Origin of the sequence: Adhaeribacter rhizoryzae, assembly GCF_008629685.1 — a bacterium.
GTDB lineage: Bacteria > Bacteroidota > Bacteroidia > Cytophagales > Hymenobacteraceae > Adhaeribacter > Adhaeribacter rhizoryzae.
In genome coordinates this window covers 53,622-73,631 of record NZ_VWSF01000021.1, presented here as the reverse complement: position 1 = coordinate 73,631, position 20,010 = coordinate 53,622, and the positions used below count along the sequence as shown (strand labels likewise).

The window sequence follows — 20,010 nt, the reverse complement described above, 5'->3', positions numbered from 1 at the left end:
AATTGGATTAAGTATTATATGCATAATACAGATAACCATAATAACTCTGTATTACCAGTAATTGACAGTAAGCAAAAATAAAAAAGATGACTTTTTGGAAGAGATTAGGAAAAGAGCCAGGACATAATGACTATCTGAAATTTTTATACGAAAATCCAGATTCATTAATAGAAATTGAGTTTTACAATAGAACAGATAAAGTTAAAACACTTTGGATTGAGCCGAGTTGTGAAGAAATATTTTTAGAATCTCATACCGAATTTAAAATAGTTTCCCATGATAAATTTTTACGGTTCGAGTATGATTCTGATGGCTTTATAATTCTTTACCTTCAATATAGCTTTGGATTTAAGCTGTTTAAAAGAAAACACTCATCAGACTTACAAAATAAAGCTGAATGGGAATTAGTCTTTGATAATACAGATATTAATTAAGTTATTAGTTATTAATAAGAATGCTTTTCGCCAAGGTTCAGTATAAAAATCATGCTTCGGCTAACAACCTCGCAAGTTGTTTATATTAAACATTAGCCATTACCTAAGTCATGAAAAATACATTTCTATTAGTTGTTGGAATACTTCTTATAATATCCTGTGAGCGGCGAAGTATGCTTGAAAAGGAAGCGGTTGCATCAGGTACGAAAATACCGAGAGAGATACTTTTTAAGATTACTGATTTAGATAGAGAAGATTTTGTAATTGCTGAGCGGAACGACTCAACCTACTATCTGCAACAACTGCAGGAAGGGCTTGGAGGAAAGAAAATTCAATTTGACCAGTTGGTTGTATCTGATCTTGTTGCTAAAATTAGATTTGACTTTGGTTTTTTGCAATACACAACTGATGGCAATCCACCAATATTTTTAGGTTATACTAAGCAGAGTAAATGGTCAAACTTGCAGATAAATGATGGCACTATCAGGATTCCAGACTTTTATGGAAACTCAAATTATCTTAAAGTATATGAAGTGTTTGGATTTGAAGATAAAGACCAATTATTAGAGTGGATTGTAAGGGAGGATTTAGAAGAAATTAGAAGAGAGTCTATTCGAGAACAAACAAAATTTTATAAGGCTATTCTTAAAGAAAAAAGTAGATATGAAAGCTGTTGTGCAGAATATATTCAGCAAGCTAAAGCTTTCTTAAACTTACAGGGGAATAACAATAAAACTATAAATGAGTTGGGGCTGGAACTTACTTATAAGTCATTAATCATTGATATAGCAGGCCAGCTTAAAAATGGAGAGAAATTTCATCAAGTAATTGTAGAAAAATAAAAGAGAGGCAAGTGCTAATAAGGTATAGAAGCGTGTGTCTTGTTCGTATTTTATACAAGACGCAATACCGATAATCCTATCTAAAATCTGAAAATTGCCGCAATTGCTTCATTTAAAGGTACATTAATAACCTATTACTAATATTATCATCAACTAAAAATTGAAACTGCAGGTACAACTAACCTATTTTGCTTGCTATGTTACAAGCGTTATAAAACTAACATGATCTCGCGGGCTTTAATTTTTAACCTGAATATTTTCCAGTTCTATCCGCGATAATTCTTTTAATTTACCAGCCTCGAAAAGTTTATCCAAATCCGTTAAGGGTACTTCTTTTTGCAGAGGCTCGAAGTTAATATATTGCTGAAAACGGATACCGCCTACTGTGCTGGGGTTATAGGCCTGCCGGAAACGCATACCGCCACCTTCTGTTTGGTAGCTGTACGCAAAATAATCGACCAGGAACGTTTTCTGATGAATGTAATAAATAAACTCATCTTCATGATCTACGCCGCCACCTTCCGGCGCAAACGTAATTTTTATTTTGTGGTAAGGCTGGTCGCGTAAAGTTACTTCGCCTAAATAGGTTTTCTGCACGGCCGGGTCGTTCAGGCCAAACGGTAGCAAAGCAAAATAAATAACCGAGTTTACCGAATTAGTGAATGCTTGTTTTCTTTCGGCGGGCAAGTATACCGGCTGACCGTTTATTTCGCGCCGGAAGCCTTCGTTGCTTAAAAAATCCTGTACCTGGCCCGTAGAATCGGTAAAGGCGCGGGTATACGTGTAGAGGCCCTCTTTCCGGGTGGCGGTATAATGCCGATTCCGGAAGTCGAAAACCACGTTTAAGTTCTCGAATTTTTTGCCGCCGTGCGCCAGAATGGCTTTATCTACTAATTCCTGCGCTTTAGAATCCGGGGCGGATTGCTGCGAGGTTGTTTTATCGGAGGAACAACCCAGTAACCATAAAGTAATGAAAGAGCAGATATATAAGTAGCGCATTTCCGGAATAATTAGCGCTTAAAGATAGGCAAAAATATTATTGCTCTAATTCGCGAACTGTAACTCCTTAGTATTCTTTCTGAAACAGAAATAGGAAATATGCGGCTTGCAAATTATTGGTATACAGCAGCAGTAGCAAGTTTAGGCAATTGCACCAAAGCAGGTTTAATTAAAGTGCTTGCCAGCATATTTAAGAAAAAAGTAACCTTTAAGTCTGAACGGCAGATTTAAACATTATAAAATTTATACCGGCACCGGAACAGACTGAATTTCTTCTTTTATAAAAACACGCACCGACGATAAATCTACTTCGCCGGTTTGCTTTACCGGATAACAGGTAAATTTCTCTGATTGCTTGGCATTGTCGAAGTCAGCGTTAGTAGCTACCTCAAACACAAAACACTGGTCGTTACTTTTTAAAATTATGGGGCAGTAAGTATTAAAATCTACCCATCCTAACTGAAACATTTATAAATATTTGTTTTTACTTCCGCAGAAAAGGCTAGGCAAAGTTGTATGTACAAACAAATGCCGCCTTTAATAGTGGAGTTATACCCCCAATCGGGCCGAGATGTTATGGTAATAAAAAGGCAAAATATTGGCTGAAAACAACTTGTTTTACCAGCAGTACCCATGCTGTTTAAAGCATTTTTATACTATAAGCCTAATTTATAGCAGGTAAATAAGTTATTAATAGAACTTAAAATTAAGGCAACCAGGAATTAGCAAGAAGATAGGTATACCTAAATACGCTGTTTGGGAACAGTTTTAGTAATTATAAAAGCTATAGGCGAAAAAAATTTTACTCAATGTAATTCAGGTAATAATTTAAATCCAGCAACTCCCGGTCTTCGGCCAGGGCTTCTACATCTTTGTTAAAATTATAATGCAGGTGCCGCACAATATAAGTATGGCTATTATCTTTTAACAGTTGGCAAATTTTTTCTAAATGGTTTAAAAACGGATTGGGTTGCGTTCGGTCTATAGGAATATTAATTATTTTATCTTGCAAGTGCTGCAACTCCGGAAACTTACCTTGGTTTACAATAATGGTTCTTTGCAACTTACCGGCTATATGAATATACCTGGCAATGGTTTCCACACTCTTGGGACGCATAAATAACCTTAAAAGGTTTAAGAATTAGTTTTTGGTAAAATTAAATAATTTACGCCATCATACGTATTTACTTTGCAGGCTTGCCCCTTAATTATTTTTAAATAATATTCATAATCGCGCAGTACCTGGTCCGGAATAAACAACTTTTTAGATTCACGCAAATCCATAACCACAATAAAGGCCCTTGTTTCTACCACCTTTATTACCTGTTTTAAAAACAAGTGCGATGGCTGAATTAAATAATTATATACCTGTTCTTTCGTCTTCATTTCTTATCCAATCTACTACCTAACAGAAAATAATTATTATATCTGATTTTTAGTTAAATATTCATTGCTTTTATTTTATACTTTAAATATAATTTTTGGTTTATGAATCAGTGATTATTATTTATCAATTAATTGTTAATAAGCTTATTATATAATGCTTTATATGTTAATAAAGAATATAATGCAATTTTAACAGTTATAATTTAAATCTGGTTTTCTATATTTTATACCAAATCATAAAAAATAACCAACTTCAGCATAAAATTGCTGCGAGTGCCCGCATATTCCGGAATAGTTTAGCATGTGCGCGTAGCGAATAGCGGTTGATTTTTACCCATACACGGCTGGTATTTAGGTATTTTGTTCAGCGTAAACTATTATAAATTAATGAAGAATGAGTATACTTATAATATTATAAAACGCTCTAAACTTTACCGGATAGTTGAAATCTACCACTACTATGCCTAAAAAAGGATTGCAACACGATTTAGGGGCGCTTTTAGCGCGGGCCGATGTAACTATTAATGGACACAAGCCCTGGGATTTGCAGGTGCATAACCAACAGTTTTACGCCAGGGTACTTACCCAGGGCACCCTGGGTTTGGGCGAGTCTTACATGGAGGGTTGGTGGGATTGCGACAGCATTGATGAATTTGTATTCCGGGCTTTACGGGCCGACTTGTACAAACAAGCCCGGTTAGGCTGGCAATCGTGGGCCGAAATGTTGCTGAGCCGAATTTTTAACCGGCAAACCCAAAAACAGGCCGCGCACAATGCCCGGCAACATTACGATATTGGCAACCAACTTTACCAGTTAATGCTGGATAAACGCCTGGCTTACAGTTGTGGCTACTGGAAAAATGCCGACGACCTGGACACGGCGCAGGAAAATAAACTGGATTTGATTTGCCGGAAATTAAACCTGCAACCCGGCCAGCAGGTACTGGATATTGGTTGTGGTTGGGGCAGCTTTGCCCGGTTTGCCGCGGAACAATATGGCGTAACGGTAGTGGGCATTACAGTAGCCCGGGAGCAGGTAGAACTGGGCCGCGAAATGTGTAAAGGCTTGCCCGTAGAAATAAGATTGCAGGATTACCGCGACGTAAACGAAACCTTCGACCACGTGGTATCGGTAGGAATGGCCGAGCACGTGGGCTTGCACAACTTTCGTACCTACATGCAAACTGCCGCCCGCTGCCTCAAAAGCAATGGCTTATTTTTGCTGCACACCATTGGCTTAGGCTTTTCCAAAACTGCCCCCGATCCGTTCATCAACAAATATATTTTTCCTAACTGCTTAATACCTTCTTTAAAACAATTAAGCACCGCCATGGAAAATATTTTTGTGGTGGAAGATGTGCATAATTTTGGGCCTTATTACGACCTAACCTTAATGGCCTGGTTCCGCAACTTTAACCAAAACTGGCCGCTGTTGCAAAACCAATACGGCGATCGCTTTTACCGGATGTGGAAATATTACCTGCTTTCCAGCGCCGGCTCTTTCCGGGCCCGCAATAATCAACTTTGGCAACTGGTGCTCTCTAAAAACGGTGTATTAGGTGGTTATGAAGCGGTGCGGTAAAATATTAAGGTAAATATTAGTTAATGGTTTAAACCTCGGCTACCCGGAAAGGCTTAACTTCTATTTTATCCCAAACCTTTTGGGTTACGTAGGGCTCTTCACCTAGCCATTGCTGCAATTCTTCTTCGTTCTGAAACTGCATGTACAACGACGAACCAATCATTTTACCTTCGGGGCTCAGAATAGCGCCGCCCATTAAAAAATTGCCACTTTCTTTTAGTTTCCGGGCGCCTGCAAAGTGGGCCGGCCGGGCTGCCATCCGGCGTTCTAAGGCTTCGGCATCGGTAAAATCGTAGGCGGTAATAAAATATTGCTTAAGCATAGTGGCTGTTGTATAAAGGTAAATTAAGTTGCGTTTGCGATGCTACAAAGTTTAAAACTATCTGTTTTAAGCAGATTTAAAAACCCCACAAAAATAATTTATTCAAACCAAACTAGTTATGGTAAAATCATTAATTAGATTATTTTTACATCTGGTTATACAATATTATTTTCATGTACCATAAGTATACGCGGCTCAGTTTTTTAATATTTTTTTTAACCAGCTTTGTGTCGTGTATAACTAACCCGTATGCCGTTACCAACCGGTCGTATAAAAAGCAGGTAAAAGCTTTGGCCCGCACGATAAAAAATACGCCGGTTCAACCGCCCGGGGCCGATAGTTTATCCATGGGCGACTATTGGGTAGGTACTACTAATTTTAATTTGCGCAAACCCAACTTTGTAATTATTCACCATACGGCCCAGGACTCCACGGCCCAAACCCTGAAAACTTTTACCCGACCGCAAACCCAGGTAAGTGCCCATTATGTAATTGGCCGCGACGGCAAAATTTACCACATGCTAAACGATTATTTGCGGGCCTGGCACGGGGGAGCCGCCAAATGGGGCAACACCACCGATATTAATTCTACATCTATAGGCATTGAACTGGATAATAATGGTTTGGAGCCTTTTGCCGAAGCTCAGATTAACAGCTTGCTGCTGGTATTAGCCCGCTTGAAAAAAACTTATAATATACCCACCGCCAATTTTATTGGCCACTCCGATATTGCGCCTACCCGCAAAAACGATCCCAGCCCTATTTTCCCCTGGAAAAAACTGGCTGAAAAAGGCTACGGATTCTGGTACGACGAAGCTATTCTGGAAAATTTATTAATTGATTCTTTAACTGCCGATAGCACTATTAATTTGCCTAATTTGCCGCAATCGGGTATGCAGCCGCTTATTACCAGTACGCTAACGTCAGATAGCTTGGCCTTAACCAACGGCGTTCCTTTAAATTTTAATCCCAAAGAAGCGCTCCGCATTATTGGCTATGACACTTCAAATCTGGATGCGGCTATTCGCGCTTTTAAGCACCATTTTATTCAGACCGATATTAATGCCGTTTTAACCCGCCGGGATTTATTAGTGCTGTATAATCTGTACCAGAAATATTTCTAACTAATTTTAAACCGATTTAGCTAAACAATATTTCTCACTTAATTGCATAAATATTCTGAATAGCCTGGCTTAATGGCTGTCAGCCTCGAAAATTGGATCAATTTCCGATACGTTTAAATTACGCAGCATTGAAGCTTTTTTGTGCTGGTGTTCTTGCATCCGTTTTAAAATACCATCGAGCATCCGGATAGCCTCCACTACATACGGGCCTTTGTTCAGCATAACACAATCGGCGCGCTGGGCCATGGCGGCATCGGTAATTTCGGCGCGCGATGGCCGGCCTTTTTTCGCCAGCGTTTCTAGTACCTGGGTTGCCCAAACTACCGGTAAATGCGCGGCCTCACACAACCATAATATTTCTTCCTGTACTTCGGCCAGCCGTTGCCAGCCACATTCTACGGCCAAATCGCCGCGGGCAATCATTACGCCGGCCGGGTTAGTGCGCATTACCGCCAGTAACAAATGCGGCAAATTCCGGAATCCTTCTTTGGTCTCGATTTTAAGCATAATGCCCACGTGTTCGGCGTGGTGTTTTCGCAGTTCTTCCTGCAGGGCCGTTACCATATTGGGCGTGTTGGCAAACGAAAGATTAATAATATCGGCGTATTTTACCACAAAAGCCAGGTCTTGCTTGTCTTTGTCGGTAAGCTTGTTTAGGCCCAGGTTACTATCGGGCAAGTTAATGCCTTTGTCGGCGCGCAGGGTGCTGCCGTTTTTACCCGCCGAGGTAATTTTTACCACCAGCGAGTTTTTAGTTACTTCCGTAATTTCGGATTCTATTTTGCCATCGTCGAATAAAACCGGTTGCCCCACCTTAACCTGCGCAAATACTTCGGGTAAAGTACACGAAATAAAAGCCGGCTGCACTACCTGTCCTTCGGCATCTGTTTGGGCCGGCTCGCCCGGAACCGGTTCTTTCCGCAGCACCAGTAAATCGTCCTGGTTCAGCAGGAGCGGCATTTCTATCTCGGGTAAATCGCCTACTTCGGAGGTAAGTTGGGCAATATTTCGGTTTTTAAGGGCTAAACGGGTGCCAGTACTAATGTAAGAAGTTTTAAATAAATGGGCTACTACGCCTGATGCTGCCCGCTCGGCTACATACAAGGTTCGTTTTCGCTTGCGGCTATCTTTTAATTGCAACTGATCGCCTTCGGTTAACTGCGCTAGCCAGGCGGTTTCCAGCGGCAGCACTGCATCTACTTTTACCGTTGGTGCTACGCCTGCTGGTGCCAGCCAAACCTTAGCGGGGGCAGTTACCTGGCCTAATTCGTTGCGGTACGGATGCACCACTACCAGTTTAGGTCCTGGCTTTAATGGTCCGGTGCGCAGCTTGGGTCCCATTAAATCGAACAGCACTTTACACTGTACGCCCAGTTCTTGTTCGGCCCGCCGGATGTTTTCCACCATTTTCACCCAAACTTCTTTATGGTCGTGGGCACAATTAATGCGGGCGCAATTCATGCCGGCTTCCATCATACGGCGTACCAGTTCGTAATCGGTGGCCATTTCGGTGGCGAAAGTAACCATAATGCGGGTACTGCGCCCCGGTGCCGGCGCGCCCAACAAATCGTGGGTGTGCGTTTTAAGCAGCGCCGAACTCTCGTCGAAAGATAGAACGGCTTTATTTTCAACTGTATTATTCAGGAGACAGTTTAACTGCTCCTGCACCGCCTGCAGGTTCGCCAGCACGTGGCTTTCGGCCCGGCCCAGCGAGGATAATCCCAAACGGGCCAGTTGTTCCTGCAATTCCCGGATGTCGTGTTGGCGCAGCGCTAAATAATGCAGCAGGTTTACCGTACTCGCCCGAAAAGCCGGCTGCACTTGCTGTACCTGGAGTGTAAAATTTTTTTCTAACTGCCGGGCCTCTTTTTCGAGAACATCTAACTGAGAAGCAATATTTTGTAACTGCTCTTTATTTTTTTGCATAGCATTTGCGCCTGTTACCATGGCTTAACTAAAAAGTAAGCGTTTTCGTTACTGTTAAGCAGCTAACAGCAAGTTAATTTACTGCTGATCCGGGCTAACGACTTTTACTTTCAGCTTATACAAAACCAGTACTTTATGCCACCCGGCTTTTCCAGGGACCGGTAATGGCCATAGTAAGGCCCGGCGATTGAATATTAATGAACAAGGTACGGCCGGACGGCGAAAATACCGGACCCGCAAATTCAGAACCCGGAAACCCGGTATTTTGCGCCAGCGCATAGGTTTCGCCTTGCGGCGTAATGCCAATAACGCGCGGGTTGGCCGTATCTTCGCAAATAATTACATCGCCCCAGGGGGCAATGGTCAGGTTATCGCATTTCTGGAATATTTCGGTGTTGTTGGGTTCTAAAAATAATTCCAGTTTAGCGGGTGCTTCTTTTTCGCGTTCCTGGCCTTCGTAGGGGCTGGGCACATACCGGAATATTTGCCCTTTAGAAATAGTACCACCAGAAGTACAGGCAAAAAACAGTTCATCTTTACCGTACCAGATGCCTTCGGTATTCGCAAAGCGCGCCGCTCCCTGGCTAAACCCACGTAAGCGCAGCGGGCTGCCCTGGGCTTCCACATCATCCAAATCCAGCCACTCTACGGTGTAAGCTTGTTTTACCGGAAATTTATCAGTAGTCAGGTTAGACCAATTGCGGGTGTCGGCGCTTTTCCACTCTTTTAACGAAAGGCACTGCAATTTGCCGCCTTTTTGCAGCTTACCGTATTTATTTGGCAGAAAGCGGTAAAAAATACTATCGGCGCTGTCTTCGGTTTGGTAAACAATGCCGGTGGTGGGGTGCACCGCTACCGCTTCGTGCACAAAACGGCCCATCGCTTTTAAAGGCACGGGTTTGTTCAGCCGGATTTTATCGGTAGCTTTTACTTCAAAATTATAGCCGTGGTCTTGCTCCAGCGCTCCTTCTAAATCGGCTTGCCTAAGCGGCGATTCTTCGCAGGTAAGCCAGGAGTTCCAGGGAGTAATGCCGCCGGCGCAGTTTCGTACCGTTCCGGTCAGGCTTAAATATTCCAGTTCTACCTGCTGGTGTTGCTCATCAAACAACAACGTAGTGGTACCGCCCAAACAGGTTTGCGCACCTTTGCCAAAATCGTATATTCTGGCTTTATCAACTTTATTTAATAAAGCTTTATCGGCACCGTAGGGGCCTCGTTCAAAATTTCCCGGCGATAATTCGTGGTTCCGAATCAGCATAACCTGGTTGTTTTTCCAGGCAAAAGATCCCATGCCGTCGTGGGCACCCGGCGATAGCAGGCCATCGTTCATTTTATCGCCCCGCCGGGAAATAATTTTACAGGAAAACCCTTTGGGTAAGCTTAGCGGGCTACCGTCTTGGGTTGCTAGCGGGCCATAACCAATGGCAGCCGGCTTTTCGGGGTTAAAAACGGTAAGGGCTGCTTTGGCAGCCAAATTATCTAATCCTAAAAAGCCTAAACTAACCAAGCCAGAGGTACGAATAAAATCACGTCTTGAAACTGCCATAGATTATTGTTTTTTAATTCCGGTTCAAAATAATCACTAATCAGCCAGAATATTAGCTTAAGCTGAATAAGTTAACCATAATTTAACAATAGCGGAACTTGCTTCTAAAATAATAAAAATTAACTAAGCAACCGGCCTATTATTTAAAACCAGTTTTACTTTTTTTTGGATTTTAGTTTTATTAGTGAATTGAAAAAAAGTAGTATGCGGCTTTACTGAAGTACCGGCTTTATAAATAATTTATCGGGCAGTTAATTTTATTTTTAACTTACTACGGGTAGATAATTACCTGCAGATAAAACTAACCACACATGCGCCACACAAACTTACTGGGTACCACTTTAATTTTAGCCTGTTTATTAGCAGGAGCATGCCGCCAGAAAGATTCCAAACAAACCAACATGACCGAAAAAGAAAGCACAACTGCCCCCACTGTTTACAAAACAACCGGCACCATCGAGCGGCTAGATGCCGCCTTGGACAACATAATAGCGCCGGACGCCAAAATAGAAATATTAGCCACTGGTTTCGATTGGTCAGAAGGGCCGCTATGGCTACCGGAACAAAACAAATTGCTGTTTTCAGATATTCCGCCGAATAAAATATATGAATGGAGCGAAGAAGGCGGCCTTAAATTATATCTGACCCCCTCGGGTTATACCAGTGAGGTACCCCGGGGCGGCGAAGTGGGCTCGAATGCTTTGATTCTGGATAAACAAGGGCGACTGGTACTTTGCCAGCACGGCGACCGGCGCATGGCTCGGATGGATGCCCCCTTAAACCAACCTAAACCAAATTATATTACGCTGGCCGATAAATTTGAAGGTAAACGCTTAAACAGCCCCAACGATGCCGTTTACAAAAGCAACGGCGATTTATATTTTACCGATCCGCCGTACGGCCTGGAAAAGAATGCCGACGATCCGGCCAAAGAAATTCCGTTTCAGGGTGTTTACCGGTTAACTGCCGATGGTGCTATTCATTTATTAACCAAAGAACTTAGCCGGCCCAATGGTCTGGCCTTTTCGCCGGATGAAAAAACTTTTTACGTAGCTAACTCCGACCCCGATAAAGCTATCTGGATGGCTTACGATGTGCAACCCGACGGCAATATTACCAATGGCCGGCTATTTTACGATGCTACGTCGCAGGCAAAAACCGAAAAAGGATTACCCGATGGATTAAAAATAAACCGGCAAGGCTATTTATTTGCAACCGGTCCGGGCGGCGTACTAATTTTTGATAAAAACGCTAAACACCTGGGTACCATCCGCACCGGCGAAGCTACCTCTAACTGCGCCTTTAACGCCGACGAAAGCGTTTTATACCTGACCGCCGATGATTATATTATGCGGGTAAAATTAAAATAAGGCCGGTATAGGTATAAATTTTCTAAAAAACAGAATGTTAATAAGGGTTTTATTGCAGAAAGCTTAAACCAAGGGCTAAAAAAATCGTATACTTTTCTTATCCCCAACAATATTGAAGCGCTATGGAATATTACTATTATAACCGTCAGGATGATCTGTTTGAAGGACAGGAACTAAGAACCCACGGCAACTGGAACGAACTAAAAACTAAAGCGCGGCAGCAATACAGCCATTTAACCAACGATGACCTGGAATATTCATCTGGCCGCCAGGAAGAATGGTTTAACCGGTTATCTACTAAGTTAGGCCGTTCCGTGGACGATGTAAAAGACTGGTTCCGGCACTTGTAATTAGAAATTTGCTTTAATGCAGCCCCGAGGTTGTAACTCCGTAAATCTACTTAAAACAGGAAAAGCCTGGTTCGTTTTAAACTGACCAGGCTTTTTCTGTTTTATTCTTATATTTTTTTATTCCTCTTCTTCGGCGTTGGCTTGCATGGCCAGGAGGTTATGCGCACCTTTTATCGCAATTTTGGTGGAGTTCTCTAATTCGGCCGGCAAAGTAACTTGTATCATGTCGCCGTTTTTAATGCCGGTGGTTACCGGCACCCGCCGGAACTGGTTATTAGGCGATTCTACAAAAACAAAAGACTGCCCTTCGAACTGCACTACGGCGGTTTCGGGCAAGGCTGTTACTTCTGTATTTTCGGTTTTAATGGCGGCCGTTACAAACATGCCGGGCACTAAGCCAGATTCCGGATTTATTATATGGGCATGTACCGGAATGGTTTTATCCTGTTCCACGGTACGGCCAATAATGGCAATTTCGGCGGTTCGTTCGGTGGGGTCATTCGCTAATTTAAAGTTTACTTTTTGCCCTTTGCGTAAATGGGTTATATCTTTTTCGAAAATATTTAATTTCAGGTGCAAGTCTTCGGTATTTACCAGCTCAAACAAAATATCGGAGGTGTTAATCATGGTGCCTAAGTTGGCATTTACGCTTTTCACGTAGCCATTTATCGGCGATAAAATATTCACATACCGCGTAATGCCACCATTACTTAGTTTAGCGGGGTCAATATTTATCATGAGCAGCTTTTGCCGTAAACCGGCGCGGTTATTTTTCAACAACTGCAACTCGGCCCGTGCTTGCTGAAAATTCTTTAAAGCTGCTACTTTTTCCTGGGTTAGTTCCTGCTGGCGGGCATATTCCAGTTCGGCCAGTTGAATTTTGGTTTGGGTATCGAGGTAATCCTGCTGCAACTGCACATAATCGGGGTGTTCCAGCACCGCCAGCACTTGTCCTTTCCGGATGCGGGTGCCAGGCATCAGGCTGGTTTTACGCAAAAAGCCCCCGTAAGGTACCGCCACATTTACCAGCCCGGAAGGCGGCACATCTATTTCGCCGGAAAGTTGCAGCGTAGCGCCCATTTTAACTTTTTGCGGACTACCCAATGCCACGCCAATATTCTGAAATTGCTTTTGGGTTAAGGTTAAGTTTTCCGTTGCGGTGGGAGGTGCTTCGGCGGCGGCCACTTCGGCGCTTTCTTTTTTTCCGCAACTACCCAGTAGTAAGCCGGCCGCTAAAACGTATATATTTAAGACTGATTTCATGATTAATTCCCTTTTAAATATTCTAATTCGTATAAATTAAGCCGCTGCTCCAGCAACAACTGTAAATAATTTTGCCGGATGCGGAGCACCTGGTCGGCAGCCTGCAAATAATTCAGATAGCCGGTTTCGCCGTTACGGTAAGCTTTGTCGGCTTGGCGCAAAGCCAGGTTAGCATTAACCAGCACCTGGGTCTGGTAAAAATCCAGGCTTTGGCTTAAGCGTTGCTGATTTTCCTGGGCTGCTTTCAGGTTGTTTTGCAGTTGAATTTCCTGGTTTTTTAATGTTGCCTGCGCTATTTGTTTATTCAGGCCGGCGGCTTTTACGCGAGCCGCCTGAGAGCCAAAAAACAAGGGCAACGCAATACCGGCTTCCACTCCCTGAAAGCGGTCGCCGCGCCCATAATATTGAGAACCGCCGTCTACCTCGTAAGTACCGGCCAGCGATTGGTTAAAATAACCCAGCGTAATATCCGGACTGAATTTGCTTTTTTCGGCCCGCTGTTCCCGCTCGGCTACGGTAACCTGCTGCTGATACACGCCCAGTAAGGGATGGTTTGGCTCCGACGAAGCTGCAGGATTTATTATTTCCTCCCGGCGGAGTTTATCCGGAACAATATTTAGCGGTTCGGGTGCCTGCACCAACGCATTTAAGCCAGCCATTTGCACGTTTATCTCGGTTTCGTTTTGCCGGAGACGGTCGGTAAGTTCCAGGCGCTGGGTAGTGGCCGTAGTTTTCTCCAGCAGGCCACTTTCGCCGGTCCGGAATTTAACATCTGCCGCATGTTCCAATATTTTAAAAATACTGTCCTGGCGTAGTAGCAAGGTGTTTTGCTCGAATAAATAAGCCAGGCGGGCGTACACACTTTTTACCTGGTAGTTCAGTTCGTGTTGCTGGGTTTGCAGTTGTTTTTGGCTGAGTAGTTTTTGCTCGTTCAGCAAATGCTTCTGCGCTTTCCAGGCCCCCGGATTAGGTAAAGTTTGCGTAATTCCTACCCGGTTATCTACAAATGGGCTGTTTAGTTTGCCTTCGGAATAATTAATATTGGTTTTGGGCAAGTCTACGGCGGTCTTTTTTAAAGCCGAGCGCATTTCTACTTCCAATCCTGCTTTCCGGACTAAACCATTATTTTCCTGGGCCAGTTGCAGCACCTGCGCCAGCGGCATGGGCTGACGTTGCTGCGCCGACGCTGCTAAGGGCCCAAGTACCACCATAGATGCCACCAGAACCTTTTTCACCCGCAATCCTCTTTCGGAGAAATAATAAATAACCGGCAGCACCACCAGGGTTAGTAAAGTAGCCGATATCAGTCCGCCAATTACCACCGTAGCCAGCGGCTTCTGCACTTCGGCCCCGGCCGAATTGGAAAGCGCCATCGGCAAAAAGCCCAACGAAGCTACCGTGGCCGTCATAATAATAGGGCGGAGGCGGGCAGCAGTTCCTTTCCGGATTATTTCTTCTAAATCGGTCAGGCCGCTTTCTTTTAATTGGTTAAAGTAGCCAATCATTACAATGCCGTTGAGTACTGCTACCCCGAACAGCGCAATAAAGCCAACCCCCGCCGAAATACTAAAAGGCATGTCGCGGAGCAGCAAAGCAAAAATGCCCCCAATGGCCGAAAGCGGAATGGCCGTAAATATTAATATTGATTGCTTAATGGATTTAAAAGCGAAGAACAATAACAAGAAAATTAGGAGCAGCGCCAACGGCACCGCCACCGACAACCGGTTTTTGGCTTCGATTAAATTCTGGAACTGACCGCCGTAGGTGACTGCGTAACCCACCGGCAGCTTTAATTTAGATTCAACCTTGCCTTGAATTTCGTCTACAATGCTTTGCACATCGCGGTTCCGGACGTTAAAGCCCACCGATATCCGGCGCTTGGTGCCATCCCGCTGAATCTGGTTAGGACCTTCTTTCATTTCTACCGTAGCGAGTTGGTGCAACGGAATCTGGAAGCCGGCGGCGTTGCTCACAAATAAATTCTGCACATCCGAAATATCCTTCCGATCCTGTTCATCCAGGCGCACTACCAAATCGAACCGTTTTTCGCCTTCGTATACCTGGCCGGCCGCTTCGCCGGCGAAAGCCGCCGTTACGGTACGGTTTACCTCCTTAATACTTAACCCGTACTTGGCTAAGTTTTCGCGGTTGTAGCCTACCATAATTTGGGGCAGGCCGGTCATTTTCTCGATGTATAAATCCTGGGCGCCGGCTACCGGACTGATTAATTTACCCAACTTTTCGGCGTAAACAGCCAGCGTATCCAGGTCCTCGCCGTATATTTTTACCACCACGTCCTGGCGGGCACCGGTCATTAATTCGTTAAAACGCATTTGTATGGGCTGCTGCACGCCAAAAGAAGCCTGGGGCAAATTCTCCGACAGGGTTTCGGATATTTTATTCGCCAGTTCTTCGCGGTTCTTGGCGCTCGTCCACTCGCTTTGTTCTTTCAATACCACAATCATATCGCCTAATTCTACCGGGTTAGGTTCTGTGGGCACTTCAGCCGAGCCAATCTTCGTAACTACTTTTTCTACTTCCGGAAAGGTTTTCTTCAGCAGGGCCGACGCTTTTTGCACCACTTCAATGGTCTCGTTCAGAGAACTGCCCGTGAGTACCCGCGTTTCAATGGCAAAATCACCCTCATCTAAAGAAGGAATAAATTCGCCACCCATCCGGGTAAATAAAAACAAGGAAATGGCAAAAAGGCCGATGGCTACCAAAAGTACCGCTCCTTTCAGGCGCATGGCCAGGTTGAGTAATGGTTGGTAAGCCCGGTTAATGGCCCGCATTATTTTGTCCGAAATATTTTCTTTGTGGTCGGTGCGGCGACTCAGCACCAGCGAAGCCATCATGGGCACGTACGTTAGCGACAGCAAAAACGCCCCCAGAATAGCAAAAGCGACGGTCTGGGCCATCGGTTTAAACATTTTACCCTCAATGCCTACTAACGCCAGAATCGGCAAATACACAATCAGAATAATAATTTGTCCGAAGGAAGCAAAGCCCATCATACGGCTGGCCGAATCGTACACCTCCGCATCCATCTGTTCCTGGTTTAAGCGGGTAATACCCAGGTGGTGATGTTTGCTTAACTGGAGCCGGTGTATCACGCTTTCCACAATTATTACGGCCCCGTCTACAATCAAACCAAAATCCAGCGCCCCTAAACTCATGAGGTTACCCGATACGCCAAACACGTTCATGAGCGAAATAGCAAACAGCATGGCCAGCGGAATAACCGAAGCTACCAGAAAGCCGGCCCGCAGATTACCCAATAATAAAACCAGCACAAAAACCACAATTAACGCGCCTTCGGCCAGGTTTTTCTCGACGGTACTAATGGCCCGGTTTACGAGTTTGGTTCGGTCCAGAAACGGTTCAATTTTTACACCTTCGGGTAAGGTTTTTTGGATTTCGGCAATTTTTGCTTTTACTGCTTTTATTACTTTCGAGGAGTTTTCGCCTTTCAGCATCATCACAATACCGCCGGCCACTTCACCCTGATCGTCTTTTACCATCGCCCCGTACCGGATGGCCGAACCTTCGCGCACGGTGGCAATATCGCGGATGAGCACCGGCACGCCAGCCGATGTTTCTTTTACCACAATCCGGCCAATATCTTCTTTGCTTTTTACCAGCCCTTCCGTCCGGATAAAATAAGCATTCGGGTCTTTTTCGATGTAAGCGCCCCCGGCATTGGCGTTGTTGTTTTCCAGGGCATCAAAAACTTCAGTAATCGTAATATTCATCGAACGCAGTTTCGGGGAGTTAATGGCTACCTCATACTGCTTCAGTTTACCACCAAAACTGCTTACTTCGGCCACACCGGGCGTACCCAATAATTGCCGCCGCACCAGCCAATCCTGAATAGTGCGCAGTTCTGTAGCCGAATATTTACTTTCGTAGCCTTTGGTGGGGTGAATTTCATACTGGTAAATTTCGCCCAGACCAGTGGTAACTGGGGCAAGGGTGGGGGTTCCCACACCGGGCGGAATTTGTTCTTCAGCTTCTTTCAGCTTTTCGGTTATTTGCTGGCGGGCCCAATAAATATCGGTTTCTTCCTCAAAAACCACCGTTACCAGTGACAAACCAAAGCGGGAGAAAGAGCGAATCTCGATAATACCCGGTACACTGGCCACCGATAGTTCTACCGGAAAGGAAATAAGCCGCTCTACTTCCTGCGCCCCCAACGACGGCGACACAGTAATTACCTGCACCTGGTTATTTGTGATATCGGGCACAGCATCTATCGGGAGCCGGCTCAGGTTATAAATGCCCCAACCCACCAGGGCCAGGGTCATCAACCCGATAATTAATTTATTTTTTATAGAAAAGAGGATAATCTTATTCAGCATCGAAATAAGGATTTTGACCTGCCGGGCAGGTGCTAAAAAAATATAAGAACAGGCAGAAACGGCTCCGGCCGGAACCAATCTGAATGGCGGGAAAAGCAAGTTTACAGCCAGGAGGCTATAACCAATTAGGTTACAGCCTTAATGCGGCAGGGCTTTACTTTTGGCCCGAAATGATGCTAAGCTATTTTGGGAGGCTGCCAGATGGTACCGGCATAGGTATATTTTACCCGGGAAATGGGTTGCGGAAAATGTATTATTTCGGAAAATTCGGGTACCTCAGCGGAATAATGGAAGCGAATGGAATTTACAAAATAATCGTAGGGCGAGTTGCCCATCTTCTTAAAAGGCAGCGCTTCGTGGTTTTCGGATTGCATGTGCTTTGCATCCTTATAGTGCATTTTCAGGAAATCGAGCAAACTTAAATTGCCCCCGGCAGTATCCTGGTGGCGCTGGAAATGTTGAATAAGGGAGCTTATTTTGGAAATTTCGTGCAGATCGGAGTTGGGCAGCAAGGAGCCGATAAAAATATATACCGCAAAAAATATTGCTCTTAACCTCAAGTCAATCCTGATTTTCCGGCCAAAATTACAGATTTAATCCAATAAATAAAAGCATACCGGCTAATTCAGCAATCTCCTGAATAAACCTATGCTTTTTTATCTGCCCAGGCAACCATTTGGGTTAACCTTCCGTGGTGGCTGCACACTTTAGAATTTTAACAAAGTAATAATCTTTAATTTTTGCTTTTACCCGCTTTAACACCAATAAAATAAAACCGGAAGCTTCGGCTAAAAACGCGACGCAGGCTTTATAGCCTGTCCAGAGGATCTTACTTGATTGGCATACAACATAGCAGTCTATTTATTTTTCATCTTAAAAAATTAAAAATTATGGAAAGAAAGACGAACACCGCCAGTACCTTTTTACCCTTAGTGTCCCGACAGCGCAGCACTGCTCCGGCTAAAACTACTTTTAACCATTTATTCTTTAAGTTTGGGTTAGCCTTGCTCCTGAGTACATTTTTACTGCAGAGTTGTCAGGAAGAAATAAAAGAAGCCGCACCCACCAATTCCCAAACCAGCGAACAATTATCGGTTTCGCACTTTAACATGAAACCGGTAGATATAAAGCCAATTGCCAGCGGCCTGGTTTCGCCAATTGGCCTGGTACCAGTGCCCGACGGCAGCAAACGATTGTTTATTATTGACCAGATTGGTAAAATCTGGATAGTAGATGAAGCCGGTAACCAGTTAGCTACTCCTTTTTTAGATGTAACCAGCAAAATGGTGCCCTTGAGCCCGGGCTACGACGAACGGGGTTTATTAGGCTTGGCCTTTCACCCGGATTATAAAAATAATGGCCGCTTCTTTATTTATTACACTTTGCCGCCCCGCCCGGGCGGACCAACCCCTGCTACTACCTGGAACAACCTGAGCCGGGTATCGGAGTACCGGGTTTCCGGAGGTAATAAGAATATGGCCGATTTAAGTACCGAAAAAGTAATATTAGAAATGGACGATCCGCAATCGAACCATAATGGCGGTACCATTGCGTTTGGCCCGGACGGCTACCTGTATATTGCCATTGGCGATGGCGGTGGGGCCAATGATGTTAGTCCCGGCCACGTAGAAGACTGGTATCCGGTTAATGCCGGCGGTAATGGTCAGAATATTGAAGCCAACCTGTTTGGCAATATTTTGCGTTTAGATGTAAACAGCGGCGCACCTTATAGTATTCCGGCCGATAATCCGTTTGTGGGTAAACCAGGCCGCGACGAAATCTGGGCCTATGGTTTTCGCAACCCATTCCGGTTCTCGTTTGATATGAGCGGCTCCCGCCGCTTATTTGCCGGCGATGCCGGCCAATTACTGTACGAAGAAATTGACGTGGTGGAAAAAGGCCAGAATTACGGCTGGAATGTAAAAGAAGGCACCTCTTGCTTTAATGCTGCCAGTCCGTTGCAACCCTTGGCCTCCTGCCCTAATGTAGATATTTACGGTAATAAGCTCATCGATCCCGTAATTCAAGTAAATAATTACCGCAATCCGGCAAATGGCCGGGCTACTACCATTATTGGGGGCAACGTTTACCGCGGCAACGATATACCGGGTTTCCAAGGTAAATATATTTTTGGCACTTTCTCGCAAAATCCGGGCACACCAAACGCTGAATTATTTATGGCGCAACCTTCCGGCCCTGGTTTATGGGATTACCAGGAAATTAATTTAGTAAACCGGCCCAACGATATTGGCTATTACCTCAAAGGCTTTGGCCAGGATTTAGAAGGCGAAATTTACCTGACCGTTTCCAATCTTTTAGGTCCATCGGGCAATACGGGCCAGGTGTTTAAGCTGGTTTTAGCCGATAAAGAAAAGGGAAATGATGACAATAAAGGACACGGCAAAGGAAAAGATCACGCCAACGATAATAGCGGCAAAGGCAATAACAACGGTAAAGGAAAAGGTAAATAATTAGGCCTTGGATAATTACAGTGTTAAAAAAAATATT

The 20,010-nt window shown here is 44.3% G+C and carries 17 protein-coding genes; 7 read left to right on the top strand and 10 right to left on the bottom strand.

All coding sequences use genetic code 11. From position 1 onward, the window contains the following. Positions 1-86 precede the first annotated feature (86 nt). Both F0145_RS20625 and F0145_RS20620 read left to right on the top strand, forming a co-directional pair. Positions 87-434: a hypothetical protein gene (locus F0145_RS20625; RefSeq protein ID WP_150091504.1), complete on the top strand. Its 348-nt coding sequence runs from the start codon at positions 87-89 to the stop codon at positions 432-434. A gap of 110 nt (positions 435-544) precedes the next feature. Continuing rightward, entirely contained in the window at positions 545-1,276 is a 732-nt protein-coding gene (locus F0145_RS20620; protein ID WP_150091502.1) for a hypothetical protein, read from the top strand. Positions 1,277-1,513: 237 nt separating this feature from the next. Here the strand turns inward: F0145_RS20620 and F0145_RS20615 are convergent, their stop codons facing one another. From F0145_RS20615 to F0145_RS20600, 4 genes are all read right to left on the bottom strand, one after another. Next, on the bottom strand, positions 1,514-2,275 hold the full coding sequence (locus F0145_RS20615; RefSeq protein WP_223816181.1) for a DUF6503 family protein: 762 nt from the start codon (positions 2,273-2,275) through the stop codon (positions 1,514-1,516). A gap of 243 nt (positions 2,276-2,518) precedes the next feature. Then, a complete protein-coding gene (locus F0145_RS20610; RefSeq protein ID WP_150091500.1) occupies positions 2,519-2,743 on the bottom strand; it encodes a hypothetical protein in 225 nt (74 codons plus the stop codon). Between the two features lie 334 nt (positions 2,744-3,077). Continuing rightward, positions 3,078-3,392: a hypothetical protein gene (locus F0145_RS20605; RefSeq protein ID WP_150091498.1), complete on the bottom strand. Its 315-nt coding sequence runs from the start codon at positions 3,390-3,392 to the stop codon at positions 3,078-3,080. Positions 3,393-3,409: 17 nt separating this feature from the next. After that, on the bottom strand, positions 3,410-3,661 hold the full coding sequence (locus F0145_RS20600; RefSeq protein ID WP_150091496.1) for a hypothetical protein: 252 nt from the start codon (positions 3,659-3,661) through the stop codon (positions 3,410-3,412). Positions 3,662-4,121: 460 nt separating this feature from the next. On the opposite strand from F0145_RS20600, the gene cfa reads away from it, so the two are divergent. Further along, positions 4,122-5,243, top strand: a complete 1,122-nt coding sequence (gene cfa, locus F0145_RS20595) for a cyclopropane fatty acyl phospholipid synthase (protein WP_150091494.1) — start codon at positions 4,122-4,124, stop codon at positions 5,241-5,243. Positions 5,244-5,271: 28 nt separating this feature from the next. On the opposite strand, the gene F0145_RS20590 is transcribed toward cfa, so the two are convergent. Next, positions 5,272-5,565 carry a YciI family protein gene (locus F0145_RS20590; RefSeq protein ID WP_150091492.1) on the bottom strand — a complete coding sequence of 98 codons (294 nt, stop codon included), beginning with the start codon at positions 5,563-5,565 and terminating at the stop codon, positions 5,272-5,274. A gap of 173 nt (positions 5,566-5,738) precedes the next feature. On the opposite strand from F0145_RS20590, the gene F0145_RS20585 reads away from it, so the two are divergent. Continuing rightward, complete coding sequence (locus F0145_RS20585) at positions 5,739-6,689, top strand: N-acetylmuramoyl-L-alanine amidase (protein ID WP_150091490.1); 951 nt, start codon at positions 5,739-5,741, stop codon at positions 6,687-6,689. Positions 6,690-6,758: 69 nt separating this feature from the next. Here the strand turns inward: F0145_RS20585 and F0145_RS20580 are convergent, their stop codons facing one another. Next, the gene (locus F0145_RS20580) at positions 6,759-8,615 is read right to left on the bottom strand and encodes a pyruvate kinase (RefSeq protein WP_190277606.1); all 1,857 of its coding nucleotides are present in this window, start codon (positions 8,613-8,615) and stop codon (positions 6,759-6,761) included. A 133-nt stretch (positions 8,616-8,748) separates the two neighbouring features. After that, a complete protein-coding gene (locus F0145_RS20575; RefSeq protein ID WP_150091486.1) occupies positions 8,749-10,161 on the bottom strand; it encodes an alkaline phosphatase PhoX in 1,413 nt (470 codons plus the stop codon). Between the two features lie 311 nt (positions 10,162-10,472). Here F0145_RS20575 and F0145_RS20570 point away from each other — a divergent pair, with 311 nt between their 5' ends. Then, positions 10,473-11,531 carry an SMP-30/gluconolactonase/LRE family protein gene (locus tag F0145_RS20570; protein ID WP_150091484.1) on the top strand — a complete coding sequence of 353 codons (1,059 nt, stop codon included), beginning with the start codon at positions 10,473-10,475 and terminating at the stop codon, positions 11,529-11,531. Between the two features lie 122 nt (positions 11,532-11,653). Further along, a complete protein-coding gene (locus F0145_RS20565; protein ID WP_223816180.1) occupies positions 11,654-11,881 on the top strand; it encodes a CsbD family protein in 228 nt (75 codons plus the stop codon). Between the two features lie 117 nt (positions 11,882-11,998). Here the strand turns inward: F0145_RS20565 and F0145_RS20560 are convergent, their stop codons facing one another. The 3 genes from F0145_RS20560 to F0145_RS20550 form a co-directional block, all read right to left on the bottom strand. Then, positions 11,999-13,144 carry an efflux RND transporter periplasmic adaptor subunit gene (locus F0145_RS20560; protein ID WP_150091482.1) on the bottom strand — a complete coding sequence of 382 codons (1,146 nt, stop codon included), beginning with the start codon at positions 13,142-13,144 and terminating at the stop codon, positions 11,999-12,001. A gap of 2 nt (positions 13,145-13,146) precedes the next feature. After that, positions 13,147-17,502, bottom strand: coding sequence for a CusA/CzcA family heavy metal efflux RND transporter (locus F0145_RS20555; protein WP_150091480.1), 4,356 nt, complete (start codon positions 17,500-17,502; stop codon positions 13,147-13,149). Positions 17,503-17,678: 176 nt separating this feature from the next. Beyond that, entirely contained in the window at positions 17,679-18,062 is a 384-nt protein-coding gene (locus tag F0145_RS20550; RefSeq protein ID WP_150091478.1) for a hypothetical protein, read from the bottom strand. A 330-nt stretch (positions 18,063-18,392) separates the two neighbouring features. Between F0145_RS20550 and F0145_RS20545 the strand changes: the two genes are divergently transcribed. After that, complete coding sequence (locus tag F0145_RS20545) at positions 18,393-19,973, top strand: PQQ-dependent sugar dehydrogenase (protein WP_150091476.1); 1,581 nt, start codon at positions 18,393-18,395, stop codon at positions 19,971-19,973. Positions 19,974-20,010 lie beyond the last annotated feature (37 nt).